Consider the following 16630-nt stretch of genomic DNA (forward strand, 5'->3'; position numbering starts at 1 on the left):
AGGGTTATTCCGGGAAGTCGCCGCCGTTGGCCGGCTGCGATTCGACTTCCAGCAAGGTCAGCTTCAGGGTCTTGCCGCCCGGGGCCGGCCAGTCAATGTGCTGGCCAACCTTCAAGCCCAGCAGCGCGCTGCCGACCGGGGCCAGGATCGAGATTTTGCCTTCATCGGCGTTGGCGTGCTTCGGATAGACCAGGGTCAGGTGGTAGTCCTTGCCGCTGCCTTCTTCGCGACAGTGCACACGGGAATTCATCGTCACGACATCGGCGGGCACTTCATCGTGGCCGACCAGGGTATCGGCGCGGTCCAGCTCGGTTTGCAGCGCGATCACGCCCGGCAGCGAGTCATCCAGGCTGTCGATCAGGCGTTCCAGACGTTGCACGTCCAGACGGGTAAGGGTGATGGAAGGTGCGGTCATGATCCGGGCAGACTCCTTTCTTCTGCACACAAAAAAAGCAAAACCCCGCCAAAAAAGACGGGGTTTTCACCAGGCCTCGATGGGTTGAGGCGTTTCCGGACACTATCACAGCTCAAAAAATATACAAGCTACGCTCCGGCGAGCTGCCTGCGTTGCATCGCCTGCGCGCAGATTACCCGACGGCGCTCGTCATCGGCCGAACGCCATTCACGGATGTCTTCGACATGGCGCATGCAACCGAGGCAGACCTTCTGCTCATCCAGCCGACAGACGCCGGTGCACGGCGAAGGCACGGCCGGGCTGACGTTGCTGTAGAGCGGCTTGGCAGGACGTGGCGCGGTCGTCATCTCAGATTTCGTCGAAATCGAGTTTTTCGCCGGCGCGCTCCCAGACGATGCGCTCCAGCATTTCGCCCAGCAACTCTTCGGTTTTCTCGCAGGTCCACTTGCCGGCCTGCTCGTCATAGTCGAAATGGAAACCACCGGAACGGTCAGCCAGCCACAGCTGACGCAGAGGCTCCTGACGGCTGAAGATCAACTGACTGCCGTTGTCGAACTTGATAGTCAGCACACCGGCCGAGTTCTCCATGTCCAGATCCAGGCCACTTTCGTCAAAGATGTCCTCCAGCGCTTGCTGGGTGGCATCGACCAGATCATGGAAACGGGCTTCGGACAAACTCATTGCGGCAACCTCAAAAAATGTCTGATCAGGCTCAAGCGCCGCAAGATACGGTCGCGGCCAGCCGATTGCAAAGGATAACGACCAAGCGCCCTGCCCGGCGACGAAATATGCACCCGCCATGCAGGAAAGTTTTCCGCGCCGCAGCCCGAGCCCCGCCGGACGGGAGTTCCGTCGCATAGGCAAGCTGCCGGGTGGCCGGTATACTCCGGCGCAATTAACGCATATTCAAGGATTTCGCCATGAAGCGCCTGATCTCTTCCCTTGCTGCGCTCGTCGCGGTTGCCTGTCTCGTTTCGGCCTGCGGTCAGAAAGGCCCGCTGTACCTGCCCGATGAAGATCAGGATCCGGCTGCACAAGCCCAGTCTTCGCAAAAGCAGCCTGTCTCCAAGGCACACAAGCACGACGTTTACTAAGGGATCGCCATGGACGCTTTTAACTACCGTGGCGGGGAGCTGTTCGCGGAAGGTGTGGCGCTGTCCGCCATCGCCGACCGCTTCGGCACACCGACCTACGTCTACTCCCGCGCCCACATCGAGGCCCAGTACCTGGCCTATGCCGATGCGCTGGCCGGCATGCCGCACCTGGTGTGCTTCGCGGTCAAGGCCAACTCCAACCTCGGCGTCCTGAATGTCCTGGCCCGCATCGGCGCCGGTTTTGACATCGTGTCCCGTGGCGAGCTGGAACGCGTCCTGGCCGCCGGCGGCAGCCCTGACAAGATCGTGTTCTCCGGCGTCGGCAAGACCCGTGACGACATGCGTCGTGCATTGGAAGTCGGCGTGCACTGCTTCAACGTCGAATCCACCGACGAGCTGGAGCGCCTGCAAGTAGTCGCTGCCGAACTGGGCGTTCGTGCACCGATTTCCCTGCGCGTGAACCCGGACGTCGATGCCGGCACCCACCCGTACATTTCCACCGGTCTCAAAGAGAACAAGTTCGGCATCGCCATCGCCGACGCCGAAGACGTGTACGTGCGTGCCGCACACCTGCCGAACCTGGAAGTGGTCGGCGTGGATTGCCACATCGGTTCGCAACTGACCACCCTGCCACCGTTCCTCGACGCGCTCGATCGCTTGCTCGATCTGGTGGACCGCCTGGGCGATTGCGGCATCCATCTGCGCCACATCGATCTCGGTGGTGGCCTGGGTGTGCGCTACCGCGATGAAGAGCCGCCATTGGCCGCCGATTACATCAAGGCCGTGCGCGAGCGCCTGGTCGGTCGTGACCTGGCGCTGGTGTTCGAACCGGGCCGCTTCATCGTCGCCAACGCCGGCGTGCTGCTGACCCAGGTCGAATACCTCAAGCACACCGAGCACAAAGACTTCGCCATCGTCGATGCGGCGATGAACGACCTGATCCGCCCGGCCCTTTACCAGGCGTGGATGGACGTGACGGCGGTCAAGCCGCGCGACACCGCTGCACGCAAGTACGACGTGGTCGGCCCGATCTGCGAGACCGGCGATTTCCTCGCCAAGGATCGCGAACTGGCGCTGGAAGAAGGCGACCTGCTGGCCGTGCATTCCGCCGGGGCCTACGGTTTTGTGATGAGCTCCAACTACAACACTCGCGGCCGTGCCGCCGAAGTGCTGGTAGATGGCGATCAGGTATTTGAAGTGCGTCGCCGCGAGACCGTGGCCGAGCTGTTTGCCGGCGAAAGCCTGCTGCCGGAGTAACCCCATGCTGCTGCGTTTTACCAAGATGCACGGCCTGGGCAACGACTTCATGGTCCTCGACCTGGTCAGCCAGCACGCGCACATTCAGCCCAAGCACGCAAAAATGTGGGGCGACCGGCACACCGGCATCGGTTTCGACCAGTTGCTGATCGTCGAGGCGCCGAGCAATCCGGACGTGGATTTCCGTTACCGGATCTTCAACTCCGACGGCTCCGAAGTCGAACAGTGCGGTAACGGTGCGCGCTGCTTCGCCCGCTTCGTGCTCGACAAGCGCCTGACCGCCAAGCGGCAGATTCGCGTCGAGACCAAGGGCGGCATCATCGAACTGGACGTGCGTAATGACGGCCAAATCGGCGTGAACATGGGTGCACCGCGTCAGGTGCCGGCGGACATTCCGTTCCAGGCGACCGAGCAGGCCCTGAGCTATCAGGTCGACGTCGACGGTACATCGGTCGAACTGGCGGCAGTGTCGATGGGCAACCCCCACGCCGTGCTGCGCGTACAGGACATCAACACCGCGCCGGTGCATGAGCTGGGGCCGAAGATCGAACACCATCCGCGCTTTCCGGCGCGGGTCAACGTCGGTTTCCTTCAGGTCATCGACCGTAACCGTGCACAATTGCGCGTCTGGGAACGCGGTGCCGGGGAAACCCAGGCCTGCGGCACCGGCGCCTGCGCTGCTGCTGTAGCTGCGATCAGCCAGGGGTGGATGGATTCACCGCTATTGATCGACCTGCCGGGCGGGCGCCTGTCCATCGAATGGGCAGGCCCCGGCCAACCGGTGCTGATGACCGGTCCGGCAGTGCGTGTATACGAAGGACAAGTCCGTCTTTGAGTGAGCACAAGCCATGACCGATAAGCCTCAGGTACCCGCCCGACAGTCCGGTGAAACAGCGTCCGAGAGCCTGGAGGCGGCAGCGGTTGCCGCGTACCTGGAGGCTCATCCGGACTTCTTCGTCGAGCACGAAGAGCTGCTGCCGTCCCTGCGCATCCCCCATCGTCGCGGCGACACCGTGTCGCTGGTCGAGCGCCAGATGTCCATCCTGCGCGACCGTAATATCGAGATGCGCCATCGCCTCTCGCACTTGATGGACGTGGCCCGGGACAACGATCGCCTGTTCGACAAGACCCGTCGCCTGATCCTCGCCCTGATGGACGCCGTCACTCTGGAAGACGTGGTGATCAGCGTTGAAGACAGTCTGCGCCAGGACTTTCAGGTGCCCTTCGTCAGCCTGATCCTGCTCGGCGACAACCCGGCTCCGGTCGGCCGCTGGGTGACCCACGCCGACGCGCAGACCGCCATCGGCGGCCTGCTCACCGAAGGCAAGAGCGTCAGCGGCAGCCTGCGCGAACACGAACTGGACTTCCTGTTCGGCGAAGAACAGCGCAAGCAGATCGGTTCCACCGCCGTGGTCGCCGTCAGCCACCAGGGCATTCACGGGATCCTGGCCATCGCCAGCCGCGATCCGCAGCACTACAAGAGCTCGGTCGGCACGCTGTTCCTCAGTTACATCGCCGAAGTCATGGGCCGCGTGCTGCCACGGGTCAACAGCTCCCTGCGCTCGGTACGCTGAGCATGGAACGACAACTGGACGCTTACTGCGAACACCTGCGCAGTGAGCGGCAGGTGTCGCCGCATACGCTGTCGGCCTACCGTCGCGACCTCGACAAGGTCCTCGGCTGGTGCAACAAACAGAACGTCGGCAGCTGGCAGGCCCTGGACATCCAGCGCCTGCGCAGCCTGATCGCCCGCCTGCATGCCCAGGGCCAGTCCTCCCGCAGCCTGGCACGCCTGCTCTCGGCAGTTCGCGGGCTCTATCACTATCTGAATCGCGAAGGCCTCTGCGATCACGACCCGGCCACCGGCCTGGCACCGCCCAAAGGCGAACGCCGCCTGCCGAAAACCCTCGACACCGACCGAGCGCTGCAACTGCTTGAAGGCGCGGTCGAGGACGACTTTCTGGCCCGACGCGATCAGGCGATTCTGGAATTGTTCTATTCCTCAGGCCTGCGCCTGTCGGAGCTGACCGGGCTCAATCTCGATCAGCTCGACCTGGCGGACGGCATGGTTCAGGTGCTCGGCAAGGGCAGCAAGACGCGTCTGTTGCCCGTCGGCAAAAAGGCCCGGGAAGCGCTGGAGCAATGGTTGCCGTTGCGAGCGCTGACCAACCCGGCAGACGATGCGGTGTTCGTCAGCCAGCAAGGCCGACGCCTCGGCCCGCGAGCGATTCAGGTGCGGGTCAAACTGGCCGGCGAGCGCGAACTGGGGCAGAACCTGCATCCGCACATGCTGCGGCACTCTTTCGCCAGCCACTTGCTCGAGTCCTCCCAGGACCTGCGCGCGGTGCAGGAACTGCTCGGCCACTCGGACATCAAGACCACCCAGATCTATACCCACCTGGACTTCCAGCACCTGGCAGCGGTCTACGACAGCGCCCACCCAAGGGCCAAACGTATGAAAGGCGACGATTCATGAGCATCCAGTTGATCACCTTCGACCTCGACGACACCCTGTGGGACACCGCCCCAGTGATCGTCAGCGCCGAAGCGATTTTGCGCGAATGGCTGAGCGAACATGCGCCGAAGCTGGGCGCGGTGCCGGTGGAACATCTGTGGTCGATCCGCGAGCGCGTGCTGGCCAGCGAACCGGGGCTCAAGCACCGCATCAGCGCGTTGCGCCGGCGGGTGCTGTTCCATGCTTTGGAAGAGTCCGGATACGCCCATGGCGAAGCGTCGGAACTGGCGGACAAGAGTTTTGAAGTGTTTCTGCATGCCCGGCATCAGATCGAGGTGTTCCCGGAAGTCGAGCCGATCCTGGAGACCCTCGCCAAACATTACGCCCTCGGCGTGGTCACCAACGGCAACGCCGATGTGCGTCGTCTCGGGCTGGCGGATTACTTCAAGTTTGCGCTGTGCGCCGAAGACATCGGCATCGCCAAGCCGGATGCGCGGCTGTTCCACGAAGCCCTGCAGCGCGGTGGCGTGAGTGCCGAGGCGGCGGTGCATATCGGTGATCATCCGGGGGACGACATTGCCGGAGCGCAGCAGGCGGGCTTGCGCGCGATCTGGTTCAACCCGGCGGGCAAGGTCTGGGAAGCGGAACGCTTGCCGGATGCGGAGATTCGCAGCCTGACCGACCTTCCCGCCGTGCTCGCCCGCTGGAACAGCCTCGGCTAGTTTTCTTTCGCCCATGAAAAAGCCCGCAGCGACGGCGGGCTTTTTCAGCAAGCAAGCGGCGCGCCTCAGATAGGGCGGCTGCCGTACTTGTTGTCCGGCTTCTTGGGCGGATCGGCGACCACGTTGGCCTCCACTTCCTGCACTTTGCCGCCACGGGCAAGGAACTCTTCCATGGCCTTGGCCAGGGCGTCGCGCTCCTTGTTCTTGGCTTCGATGCTCGGCAACTCGTCTACCGACACCGCAGCCTTGGCCTTGCCTTTGGCAGCCGGGGCCGGCGTATCGTCACCGCCATCGTCTTCAGCAACGTCTTCCGCTGCCGCTTCCAGACCGTCTTCGGCCTCGTCTTCGTCGCCTACTTCGAGGTCGTCGTTTTCCAGATCATCGTCGCTCATGTTCTACCTCATGACTTGCGAAAAGCAGATTAGTTATAGACCAGCTTTGGCGACTGTCGAAAGTCGCCGTAAAAAAATCGGTAACCATTGGTGACCAACGGTTTATGCCCCTTCACCGTGCAAGGTGGCGAGGACTTTACGGGCACCGCCATGATCGCGATGCTCGCCCAGGTAAACGCCTTGCCAGGTGCCCAGTGCCAGTCGACCCGCCGTTACCGGCAAACTGATCTGGCAGCCCAGCACGCTGGCCTTGAAGTGCGCCGGGAGGTCGTCCAGGCCTTCGTCGTTATGCTCATAGCCGTCTGTTCCTTGTGGGATCAGACGATTGAAAAATCGTTCGAAGTCGCGACGTACCGCCGGATCGGCGTTCTCGTTGATGGTCAACGACGCCGAGGTATGCTGTAGCCACAAATGCAACAGACCGACCCGGCATGCCTTGAGTTCGGGCAGTCCGGCGAGCAACTCTTCCGTTACCAGATGAAAGCCCCGGGGCCGTGCCCGCAGGGTTATCAGAGTCTGTTGCCACATACAGTTCTCCGCACGTTCGGGGCGCATTCTAGCGCGCTCTGAAAAAAAACAAAGGCCCTAATATTCCTTCAATGATGTAAGCCATTGGCCGTAGAAAAACACCCGTCGTAAACACGACCAAAGCAGTACGAAAAATCCATTCAGCCACATCAGGGATGACAAATTCCGGACAAAAAAATGCCCGGCGAACCGGGCAAGTTTTTTTGAGGCGCGTACTTACAGGTTGTAGCCGCGCTCGTTGTGTTGTGCCAGGTCCAGGCCCACCGATTCTTCTTCCTCGGTAGCGCGCAGACCCATTACGGCATCCAGCACCTTGAGGATGATGAAGGTAACGATCGCGGTGTAGATCACCGTGAAGCCGACGCCTTTGCACTGAATCCACACTTGGGAGGCGATGTCGGTAACGGTACCGAAACCACCCAGCGCCGGAGCAGCGAACACACCGGTGAGGATTGCGCCGAGGATGCCGCCGATACCGTGCACGCCAAAGGCGTCCAAGGAGTCGTCATAGCCGAGTTTGCGTTTCAGGCTGGTGGCGCAGAAGAAGCACACCACGCCAGCGGCCAGACCGATGATCAGCGAGCCCATCGGGCCCACGGTGCCGGCCGCCGGAGTGATTGCCACCAGACCGGCAACCACGCCCGAAGCGATACCCAGCGCACTTGGTTTGCCGTGGGTGATCCACTCGGCGAACATCCAGCCCAGTGCAGCGGCGGCGGTTGCGATCTGAGTGACCAGCATCGCCATGCCGGCGGTGCCGTTGGCTGCAGCAGCGGAACCGGCGTTGAAGCCGAACCAGCCGACCCACAGCATCGCCGCGCCCATCAGGGTGTAACCGAGGTTGTGCGGCGCCATCGGGGTGGTCGGGAAACCTTTGCGCTTGCCCAGTACCAGGCACGCCACCAGACCGGCGATACCGGCGTTGATGTGCACCACGGTGCCGCCGGCAAAGTCGAGCACGCCCCAGTCACCCAACAGCGAACCCGGACCGCTCCAGACCATGTGTGCAATCGGCGCGTAAACCAGGGTGAACCAGACGCCCATGAACACCAGCATCGCGGAGAACTTCATGCGCTCGGCGAAGGCACCGACGATGAGCGCCGGGGTGATGATGGCGAAGGTCATCTGGTAAGTGACGAATACTGCTTCAGGGAACAGCGCGGTCGGGCCGGTAATGCTGGCCGGGGTGACGCCTGCCAGGAAGGCCTTGCCAAAGCTGCCGACGAAGGAGTTGAAGTTGACGACGTTGGCTTCCATCCCGGTGGTGTCGAACGCCATGCTGTAGCCATAAATGAACCACAGGATGGTGACCAGGCCGGTAATGGCGAAGCACTGCATCATCACGGAAAGAATGTTTTTCGACCGCACCATGCCGCCGTAGAACAGCGCGAGGCCCGGAATGGTCATGAACAGCACAAGGGCCGTCGAGGTCAGCATCCAGGCGGTATCGCCGGAATTGAGGACTGGAGGCGCCACCGGATCTGCCGCCATAGCCAGGCCGGGCATTACGATGGACAACAGGGCGCCTAGCCCTGCGAATTTACGCAGAGTCATATTGTTTTCTCCTGGGGCGTTGGGTTTGTGGCGGCGTTTAGATCGCGTCGGTATCGGTTTCGCCGGTACGGATGCGAATCGCCTGTTCCAGATTGACCACGAAGATCTTGCCGTCACCGATCTTGCCGGTGTTGGCAGCCTTGGTTATCGCCTCGATAACCCGATCCAGATCCTTGTCGTCGATGGCAACGTCGATTTTCACCTTGGGCAGAAAATCGACCACATACTCCGCGCCGCGATACAGCTCGGTGTGACCCTTCTGCCGGCCGAAGCCTTTGACTTCAGTTACGGTAATGCCCTGCACGCCGATTTCGGACAGCGACTCGCGCACGTCGTCCAGCTTGAACGGCTTGATGATGGCAGTGACTAGCTTCATGAAACTCTCTCCCGAATTGGTGGACTTGCCCCAGGAAAACAAACCCGACTCAAGTCTAAGCGCAGTGCCTGGCTTTGTAACGCATCGTCGGCCCTACCCGCCCGACTGACGCCAGCTAACCGCTCCCGACGAAACTCCCCGTCCCGTCCGGCGCACTGCATTCGTCACAGCGACTGCATCAGTGCATGGGTCACTACCGACTAAGCAGAAATCTTGCCATCTCGCCAAAATCCCCTGATTTCAATCCCTTGGCCGCGGCCGTCGATGCCATCACCGAAATGGCACACGGGATACGCACAACAACGGTGCGCAGCCGTTCATCCTTTTGCGCGAAAAGCGTGCATCCCGGCCCGCGCGAATGACTATAGACACTGCGTGATACACTGCCGGCCATTGTTTCCAGGACATATCCCATGCTCGCGCCCAAAGACTTCCTCGACGCCCTGAGCGGCACCGCCTCCCGCCTGTTCAGCGGCGACACGCCATTGCCAAAAGCCGAAATCGAAAGCCAGTTCAAGATGCTGCTGCAAAGTGCGTTCAGCAAACTGGATCTGGTGAGCCGGGAAGAATTCGATAGTCAGATGGTGGTATTGGCGCGGACTCGCGCCCGGCTTGAGAGCTTGGAGGCGAAGGTGGCGGAGATGGAAGCGAAGCTGACGCCGCCGGCTGAGTGAGACAAGAAGCTAAAACCGCTCCTGTCGAGGCAGGAGCGGTTTCCGTCGGTTCAATTCCTACAGCGAATTATTCCAACGGTCTCGCAGAATCTCGTACAGGCGAAAAGCCCATAGCGCGATCCTGACGAGGCGCCACATATGTTTAAGAAACTTAGACATATTTTGGCCCTCCTTGCGTGGGGCCAAACCTCCGATGCTCTTTCCGGCGTACGAACACCTTCGGGACTACACACGAGTGTGCCCACCAAGGCGGCCGGGTGTGGGTCCCCCAAAACAACACCGGCACGGGTCTCACACCGCGTCGAGGAACATGAAAATCGTTATGCTCCCGACCACACTTTGCGAACACTCGATGAGTGGGCATCGTCGCAGCGGATGGTATTGCAGCCCTCAGAATGCAAATTAAACAAGTTGTATCAAGCCATTAATCGAGCGCTGGCAAAAGGATGGTTACCCCTCATTCCAGACCACAATTGGTTGGCGAAAATTTCGCTGATGCTTGCGCCAACGATCAAACATGCATAACCTCGGATTACGCGAGTGTGTCCACTAAGGATGCGCAGGCCTTGGCCTCACCGAAGCCTGCAACTAAAAACCGTCTCCTCAAGGCGGTTTTTTTTCGCCTGAAAATTAGTCATTTCTATCTCAGCAACATCCTGTGAAGCTTTGCCCAGGCAACTATTCCTTTAACCCCCTCCCCCCCAACTACCCTTAAAAAACCGCAGGAAGCGGCCCCCGATTCAACTCAAGGAACGACCATGTCCCTCGCCATTGTCCACAGCCGCGCCCAGATTGGCGTGGATGCTCCCGCCGTTACCGTTGAAGTCCATCTGGCCAATGGTTTGCCCTCGCTGACCATGGTCGGCCTGCCCGAAGCGGCGGTGAAAGAGAGCAAGGACCGGGTGCGCAGCGCGATCATCAATTCCGGGCTGCAGTTTCCGGCGCGGCGGATCACGTTGAATCTGGCGCCGGCGGATTTGCCCAAGGATGGCGGGCGGTTCGATCTGGCGATTGCGCTGGGGATTCTGTCGGCGAGTGTGCAGGTGCCGACGTTGACGCTGGATGACGTGGAATGTCTGGGTGAGTTGGCGTTATCCGGCGCAGTGCGGGCGGTGCGCGGGGTGTTGCCGGCGGCGCTGGCAGCACGCAAGGCCGGGCGGACGCTGGTGGTGCCTCGGGCGAATGCCGAGGAGGCTTGTCTGGCTTCGGGACTGAGGGTGATTGCGGTGGATCATCTGCTGGAGGCCGTGGCGCATTTCAATGGACATACACCGGTCGAGCCTTATGTCTCGGACGGGTTGATCCATGCCGCCAAACCCTATCCCGACCTGAATGAAGTGCAAGGCCAACTCGCCGCCAAACGGGCGCTGCTGATTGCTGCTGCCGGCGCGCACAACCTGCTGTTCAGCGGGCCACCGGGGACGGGCAAGACGCTACTGGCCAGTCGATTACCGGGGTTGCTGCCACCGCTGGCCGAGAGTGAGGCGCTGGAAGTGGCGGCGATTCAATCCGTCGCCAGCGGCACGCCGCTCACTCATTGGCCGCAGCGTCCGTTCCGCCAGCCGCATCACTCGGCCTCCGGACCGGCACTGGTCGGCGGCAGCTGTAGGTTTTCCAAATAAATGCGAATTTTTCGAAATAATTGCGACTGACGCGAGTATTCCCACAACGTCCTAGGTTGAAATCCTTAATCCTCCCCTGGAGGTTATCGATCTGCTCTTGAAAGGGCAGATTGCCATGAGATACTGCCATTTTATCCGTTTAGGAAGATTCAAGATGGGAAGAACCGTTCAGTACCAGTTCGATGAATGTCAGTGCAACAACGTGATGGGCAGGCCCGAATTAATTCCAGCGGGCAACTATCCCGTCGCTGAAATGGATGTGGTTACGGTTTTCATCGGATCAATAGTCCTTGACCTAAACAAGTCCGCGTTCAACTCTCTGAAGGCGGAAGGGAAAGCTCGACTGATCGGCTAAAGCCTTCTCGGTACGTCACTCCGTCCCGCCACGCTCGCCGCCGCTAGACCTTTAGTGTTGGCGCTGGCGAGTTGATAGGCACTCATCCAGATATATCTCTCTCCCACCCCGATGTAAAACGCATCAAGGCTCTCTACTAAATGCAGAAACTGACGAAGGCTTCCGGTCTTGCGATCGCTGGCGATCCAATGGATTGTGACGATTTAAATTTCCGTCAGTACGCAATTAATGGCTCCGCCGACTCACACGGAGCCCATCCATAGCTCAGCCATGTACGGCTAATCACAGAAATGTGACTTTGCGTACATAACGATTATTAGTAGCAAGATAGCCATCCCAGCTCCGTCCTCTGAGTCATACGCTGGCAACTAGCTGCAGCAGAAAGCCCGCTCAAGACCCTTATGCGGCGGATTTTTCAAGGATCACCCGACTTTTTGGATGAGAACACGACAGAACACATGCGTCCGGCCACAAAAGGCCCTGCAACCCTTAAAGCTAGTTAGCAAACTGCGTATCGCCATCTGCTTAAGCACAGCTATCAGGCTCACAAAGCATCTGCATCGCCCACAAAAAGGTGGCAATATGCCTTTCTGATATGGCTTGGATCCAAATTTCACTCCGAGCTGCAGAGATTCAAATCCCTTTCGGCGACCTGGAGTTTTAATTTGTTAGAGCCCATCATCCGTATACCGTTCTCGTACACCCGCGCGGACGTCAGGGAAAACACTGAAGTAAAGCGAATACCAGGAGACGCTATCGTTTGGTGGTATGGACCGCTCCAACAAAACCCACGCACAAGAACTATACCGCTCGTAAGTGTCGTATTTCGGAAACTAGATTCTCTGGATATTCCCTCTACTTTTATTACAGTAAAAATTGCACTCAACCACTTATCTTACTATCGAGTCGGAACTATTTGGCGAAATGGGAAGTGCGTTTCAGACTCAGAGTTTCCAAAAACTGAAAACTTAAAAGTCAATTTTTCTGAAGAAGGGTGGACGTACACCTCCCGATATTTCGCAGCACAACAGGGACTAACCGAATCTTTTTTCAATAATGACTACCCTCTTCCAAGAGCTCAAAATGATAAATGCTGGCTTTTGGATTTAAAGCTGCCCAATGGAAAAAACCTCCTTATCCCTTGCGTCGAATTCCTAGTACGCGGTTACGCAAGAAACTCTGAGATACCTAGAGCTCTTACATCGCTCCCATGGAACGATGCACTGTCCGTTTTTTATGAAGTTCCCCAGTCTGCTGAGACCCACTGGCTGATAAGACCCACTCGACATATGCGAGACGCAGACGCCGTTTTTCTAGCGCACCTTCTCTACGACAAGTACACAAATTTTCAAGCGAGATTCATTAACGCTCAACTGCTCTCCAGTGACCCCAATCAGCTGGTTCTAGTAAAGGTAGCGCCTTGGTTTCAAGGCCTCGCAGAAATAGAAGGACGTGGTTACTGGATTAACGACGAGAAAACTTTTTTGTGTCTTGATCTCTGTGGGTGCAGCGTCCCACGGGGTGAAGCCATCGAATTACAACGGCTTAAGTTTGATACAGATAACGGCGTAGACGGTAGCGGAAGAACAGTGATGCCGAGACCCATTCGGTCTACCCTAGCTGACGAGTTTGTAGCAGCCGCCGACGACATAGATCCCGATCATCACTCAGAAACACTCTTGGTTAGCACTACGCCATTCAAAGAGCTTGGACTCTCTCGTAGAGTAAATAAGACTCGCCGAACCATCCAGGCCAACGCAGGGCGACGTGGCCCAACACCGACAAAGTCTTCGACTCACTCAACAGGTGAAGGAATCGGCAGTGGCAAGGACGTTGCCAAGTTGGAGTTTATTGCAGATGCAGTTCTCGAAAGCCAAGGTTTTCTCCGTGATATATGGCGAGCCTTAAATCACATAGCAATATCAAACGCAGATTGTGTCACAGCGTTACGCTGGTATACCCCAGCAGAAGGTTTGCATTCATCCGACGCGCCTAAAATTATTAAGCTTCCTCCTCTGGATGACGAGTCAACCTCAGACACAGATGCGAAAAGCTGGTGTTTTCTTGACAAAAAAACTGGGGAGACACGCGGCCTCTTCGTGTTTTGCATGACAATTAATAAATGTAATTATTTCGGAATTGAGGTGCAGCACAAGGAAGACTCAACGTCAAAAAACCCAGAGTCTTATGCTGGAGTCATCTTCAAATCGCATGTGAATAGCGTTAGCGAACTGGAATCCTTCATCGAGCATATTTGCTTGGAAATTCGATACAAAACTGGTCGATTCAAGAAAATTTTCAGGTTATTCCCAGAAGATACAAACTTTATATACCATCGAAAAGGCACACTTGGAATTTTGTATAGGCAGTCATTGATCACAGCGTTCAAAGGATTAGGCGTGACGCTGAAGTAATAGTCTACATCGCGTTTAGCATTATAAATTCTTGACCGGCAGCTTCCGAACATAAGCTGCCAATCGTTATTTTTTTGGGGATCTTGGCCAAGTCATAGCACAATGTGTAAGTTACTTATTTGAGCCTGTAAAAAATACGAAGTTCAATATTTCAATCCTCTTCAGCGGCAAAGTCCGATCCAAGACGCTTCAGTATCCGCTTCACATCTTCTTGGCATTGAGCGGGGCAAGATTGCAGGTCCGCGGCCACACGTCGCAGATAAGCTTCACCTCCTGGCTGCTTCTTAGTAAATCGGAGTATTTTTTCTGCGTCTTCCGCTCTCCATGCAGCTAGGGCAAGATGACCGGGCTCCCAAACTGAAGTCAAAAAAGCAGAAACGAGTTCGTGCCTTGCTGTCTTGCACCGATCCCAATCAAAAAAAGGTAAGAATTTAAAAAGCTCCGGAACATCATCATTTTCCGCCAGTTCACGATATATCAGTGGGAACGCTACGGCGACTAAAGACGATACAGGCTTCCTGCGCTCATGCAATATCGTTGGCAAAAGGTATGCTGCAGCATTAAGCGCTGAACTCTGCGAGAGTTCATTAGCTTTAAAAAGCAAGAATGAACACAGATAAATCGAGTCAGCATCAAGATCAAAACTTCTTCGATTAACTATGCTCTTACAAATTTCAGAAATTGATCGCACCAGTTTAGAGAATCCAGGCTCCGAGATTGTTCCAAACGCGGAGAAATTTCGATTCACAATTTTCGCGGAACAATTTCGACCAAGACCGACATATACGAGCCAGTGGATATCAACTTCACCCTCTAGAATTTTTAGCTTATCAGTGATAAAGGCAAGTTCATCTCCGCCAAAGCTAACGGGCAGGACTCGCTGAAGAGAAAGTTTCGCAATTCTTAGTTTAATATCCCCTTTCGCTCTAGGAAGGATCAACTCAACCAGCCGAACAAACAACTCTATAGGGACATCTGAAATTAGCAATACTCGCAGAGCAAGATCTGCCCTACCGACTAGCAGCTTAACTAGCTTACCACCAATACTAGAATCTGTTACAAACTTTAATAGCTGACTATCGTCTGCAACCTCAACAACCTTAAAGACAAATCTAGATACGACCGCAGGAGAAATCTCTGAGCTGTTCAACAACCACTTTAGGTCTTCAACAGACGGGGACAATAGCGAAACAATCAAACTATCCCGCCTCGCAGACGCGTTCACACCCAAAAGGCGAGAAATAATCTCCTCTTTTTTTACGAAACCCTTTGCGCGCTTCAACATCAAACTTGTAAGTTTAACGGCCGCAAAATCCCCCGCCATCCCTAGGCTTACAAGCTTATCCAAGGATGCTTGTTTATCAACACAATCAAGAAGTGGCTCTATTACGTATGCTTGTCGATCCTCCACAACAACTGGCAAAAGCATTTTTGTTATTTTATGGAGTAATTCCAAGTTCAAAGTTGGTATCGACTCAACGAGCCGCGCCAGAACAGTTTCATTATCAACCAACCGCTCCACTACCTCTCCACCCTGAGAGATAATTAGACCTATGGCCATTGGTTCTGCATTCTCTATAGCTTTTTCTGCTCGCCCATCAAAATTTATAGCGATACCCTGGGCAATATTTGGCAGCATTTCTGAAACTATGCTCTTGTAATCACTATTCGCGAGCAAGTCCATTGCACCTGCCGGAGCACGGCCCGCAAGCATTCGAGTGCATGCTGCAATAGCGTTTTCCACATTCGTCATATGCTGCTTCTGAGTTTTTCGAGCAATTGCCCCTAAAAACTCCCATGCATCATTCTCTGGAAATTCAAAAGCTGCGCGCTTAATTGCTTCAATTAAAGTTGGCTCGATTGACCGAAGAGCCTCAACTTTGTCGAGTTTCCCTGAGTTAGCAATATCCACAAGCCCTAGCCCGACGGCAGGAGCTGTTTGTATTTTACTGAGCATCTCATTCCACAACAGTGAGATGCGTAAGGTAGCCCCACTACTTTGAACGTTAGAGTCATCTCTGATGAGCTTGATTTCAGATGGTGAGAGCAAACACGGCGATGAGCTTTTGAAGATCTTCTCGGATATGGTTGGAGTCCACCGATGTCGAGGCACCTGAGGAGAGCGCCCATCTATTCTCCGGCCTTCCCAATCTGAAAATTTTGAACGGGCATTTTTGGGGGAAAATACTAAATCAAATTCTCGACCAGCAACCTTACGAGGAGAAAGCGCAAAGGTGGAAATAGCGAATTGCTTGCGCATAGTAGGCCATAACGCTGTCAAAAGGCGTATTGCGATTACGTCTGGATCCGGTGCGTCGAATACTGCAATTGGGAAAGGATCCTCTAAGAAAAGTGCCTCTAGTAATTCAGTAGTTTGAAACTCCGGAATTTTCGGCAGTTCGGCATGGGTTGAGGTAGGAACAATTCGTTGCAGAACATCAGAAACTTGTGGAAGCTCATCATCAAATAATTGCATAAAGGGGATTAAGCTTGTAGCTTGAGCCCAAACATTTGCCGAAATAATTAGGCTGAGAGTCCGAACGCATCCCGCACGAGCAACAGTTAGGTCCTGCCAGGTTTTAGCGAGTACATAGTGTTCTCCGCTTGGAAGTGGGTAAGCAGTTAAGTATGGAGAGAACACTTCTTTAGGACGCAAAGGACCTGCGACATCTGACAATCTATCAATAACGGACTGATCTGCTTTCTGCAACTCCACAGAAGCTGCAAGCAGCTGGTGACCCTGCTTATAACCATGCAACTGAAGCTCGACGA

General features: G+C 56.3%; 16 protein-coding genes and 1 pseudogene. 9 read left to right on the forward strand and 8 right to left on the reverse strand.

The window, feature by feature from the left end:
* Positions 1 to 4 precede the first annotated feature (4 nt).
* From rnk to cyaY, 3 genes are all read right to left on the reverse strand, one after another.
* Positions 5 to 415, reverse strand: coding sequence for a nucleoside diphosphate kinase regulator (gene rnk, locus CAG02_RS06520; protein WP_085708929.1), 411 nt, complete (start codon positions 413 to 415; stop codon positions 5 to 7).
* A gap of 128 nt (positions 416 to 543) precedes the next feature.
* A complete protein-coding gene (locus CAG02_RS06525; protein ID WP_085708928.1) occupies positions 544 to 762 on the reverse strand; it encodes a DUF1289 domain-containing protein in 219 nt (72 codons plus the stop codon).
* Position 763: 1 nt separating this feature from the next.
* Positions 764 to 1096 (reverse strand): iron donor protein CyaY, encoded by a 333-nt coding sequence (gene cyaY, locus CAG02_RS06530; protein ID WP_085708927.1) that lies wholly within the window; start codon positions 1094 to 1096, stop codon positions 764 to 766.
* A gap of 239 nt (positions 1097 to 1335) precedes the next feature.
* Here cyaY and CAG02_RS06535 point away from each other — a divergent pair, with 239 nt between their 5' ends.
* The 6 genes from CAG02_RS06535 to CAG02_RS06560 are packed head-to-tail and all read left to right on the forward strand — an operon-like array spanning position 1336 to position 5943.
* Positions 1336 to 1509, forward strand: a complete 174-nt coding sequence (locus tag CAG02_RS06535) for a lipoprotein (RefSeq protein WP_085708926.1) — start codon at positions 1336 to 1338, stop codon at positions 1507 to 1509.
* A gap of 9 nt (positions 1510 to 1518) precedes the next feature.
* A complete protein-coding gene (lysA, locus tag CAG02_RS06540; RefSeq protein ID WP_085708925.1) occupies positions 1519 to 2766 on the forward strand; it encodes a diaminopimelate decarboxylase in 1248 nt (415 codons plus the stop codon).
* 4 nt (positions 2767 to 2770) lie between these two features.
* Positions 2771 to 3601, forward strand: a complete 831-nt coding sequence (gene dapF / locus CAG02_RS06545) for a diaminopimelate epimerase (RefSeq protein ID WP_085708924.1) — start codon at positions 2771 to 2773, stop codon at positions 3599 to 3601.
* 13 nt (positions 3602 to 3614) lie between these two features.
* Positions 3615 to 4340 carry a DUF484 family protein gene (locus CAG02_RS06550; protein ID WP_085708923.1) on the forward strand — a complete coding sequence of 242 codons (726 nt, stop codon included), beginning with the start codon at positions 3615 to 3617 and terminating at the stop codon, positions 4338 to 4340.
* 2 nt (positions 4341 to 4342) lie between these two features.
* Positions 4343 to 5242: a tyrosine recombinase XerC gene (gene xerC, locus CAG02_RS06555; RefSeq protein ID WP_085708922.1), complete on the forward strand. Its 900-nt coding sequence runs from the start codon at positions 4343 to 4345 to the stop codon at positions 5240 to 5242.
* Positions 5239 to 5943, forward strand: coding sequence for an HAD family hydrolase (locus CAG02_RS06560; protein ID WP_085708921.1), 705 nt, complete (start codon positions 5239 to 5241; stop codon positions 5941 to 5943). Before xerC ends, CAG02_RS06560 begins: the two co-directional genes overlap by 4 nt.
* Before the next feature lie 65 nt (positions 5944 to 6008).
* Here the strand turns inward: CAG02_RS06560 and sutA are convergent, their stop codons facing one another.
* The 4 genes from sutA to glnK all read right to left on the reverse strand — a co-directional run bounded on the left by sutA (position 6009) and on the right by glnK (position 8793).
* The gene (gene sutA / locus CAG02_RS06565; protein ID WP_007951900.1) at positions 6009 to 6335 is read right to left on the reverse strand and encodes a transcriptional regulator SutA; all 327 of its coding nucleotides are present in this window, start codon (positions 6333 to 6335) and stop codon (positions 6009 to 6011) included.
* A gap of 102 nt (positions 6336 to 6437) precedes the next feature.
* Positions 6438 to 6863, reverse strand: coding sequence for a secondary thiamine-phosphate synthase enzyme YjbQ (locus CAG02_RS06570; protein ID WP_085708920.1), 426 nt, complete (start codon positions 6861 to 6863; stop codon positions 6438 to 6440).
* 216 nt (positions 6864 to 7079) lie between these two features.
* On the reverse strand, positions 7080 to 8417 hold the full coding sequence (locus tag CAG02_RS06575; protein ID WP_085708919.1) for an ammonium transporter: 1338 nt from the start codon (positions 8415 to 8417) through the stop codon (positions 7080 to 7082).
* A 37-nt stretch (positions 8418 to 8454) separates the two neighbouring features.
* On the reverse strand, positions 8455 to 8793 hold the full coding sequence (glnK, locus tag CAG02_RS06580) for a P-II family nitrogen regulator (RefSeq protein ID WP_002555808.1): 339 nt from the start codon (positions 8791 to 8793) through the stop codon (positions 8455 to 8457).
* A 413-nt stretch (positions 8794 to 9206) separates the two neighbouring features.
* Between glnK and CAG02_RS06585 the strand changes: the two genes are divergently transcribed.
* From CAG02_RS06585 to CAG02_RS29460, 3 genes and pseudogenes are all read left to right on the forward strand, one after another.
* Entirely contained in the window at positions 9207 to 9467 is a 261-nt protein-coding gene (locus CAG02_RS06585; RefSeq protein ID WP_007920416.1) for an accessory factor UbiK family protein, read from the forward strand.
* A gap of 758 nt (positions 9468 to 10225) precedes the next feature.
* Positions 10226 to 11077: pseudogene (locus tag CAG02_RS06590) on the forward strand (YifB family Mg chelatase-like AAA ATPase); the annotation flags it as partial.
* A 1032-nt stretch (positions 11078 to 12109) separates the two neighbouring features.
* Complete coding sequence (locus CAG02_RS29460) at positions 12110 to 13858, forward strand: hypothetical protein (RefSeq protein ID WP_139831840.1); 1749 nt, start codon at positions 12110 to 12112, stop codon at positions 13856 to 13858.
* Positions 13859 to 14009: 151 nt separating this feature from the next.
* On the opposite strand, the gene CAG02_RS06600 is transcribed toward CAG02_RS29460, so the two are convergent.
* Positions 14010 to 16616 (reverse strand): hypothetical protein, encoded by a 2607-nt coding sequence (locus CAG02_RS06600; protein ID WP_139831839.1) that lies wholly within the window; start codon positions 16614 to 16616, stop codon positions 14010 to 14012.
* Positions 16617 to 16630: the final 14 nt, after the last annotated feature.

Origin of the sequence: Pseudomonas sp. R43(2017), assembly GCF_002112345.1 — a bacterium.
GTDB lineage: Bacteria > Pseudomonadota > Gammaproteobacteria > Pseudomonadales > Pseudomonadaceae > Aquipseudomonas > Aquipseudomonas kribbensis.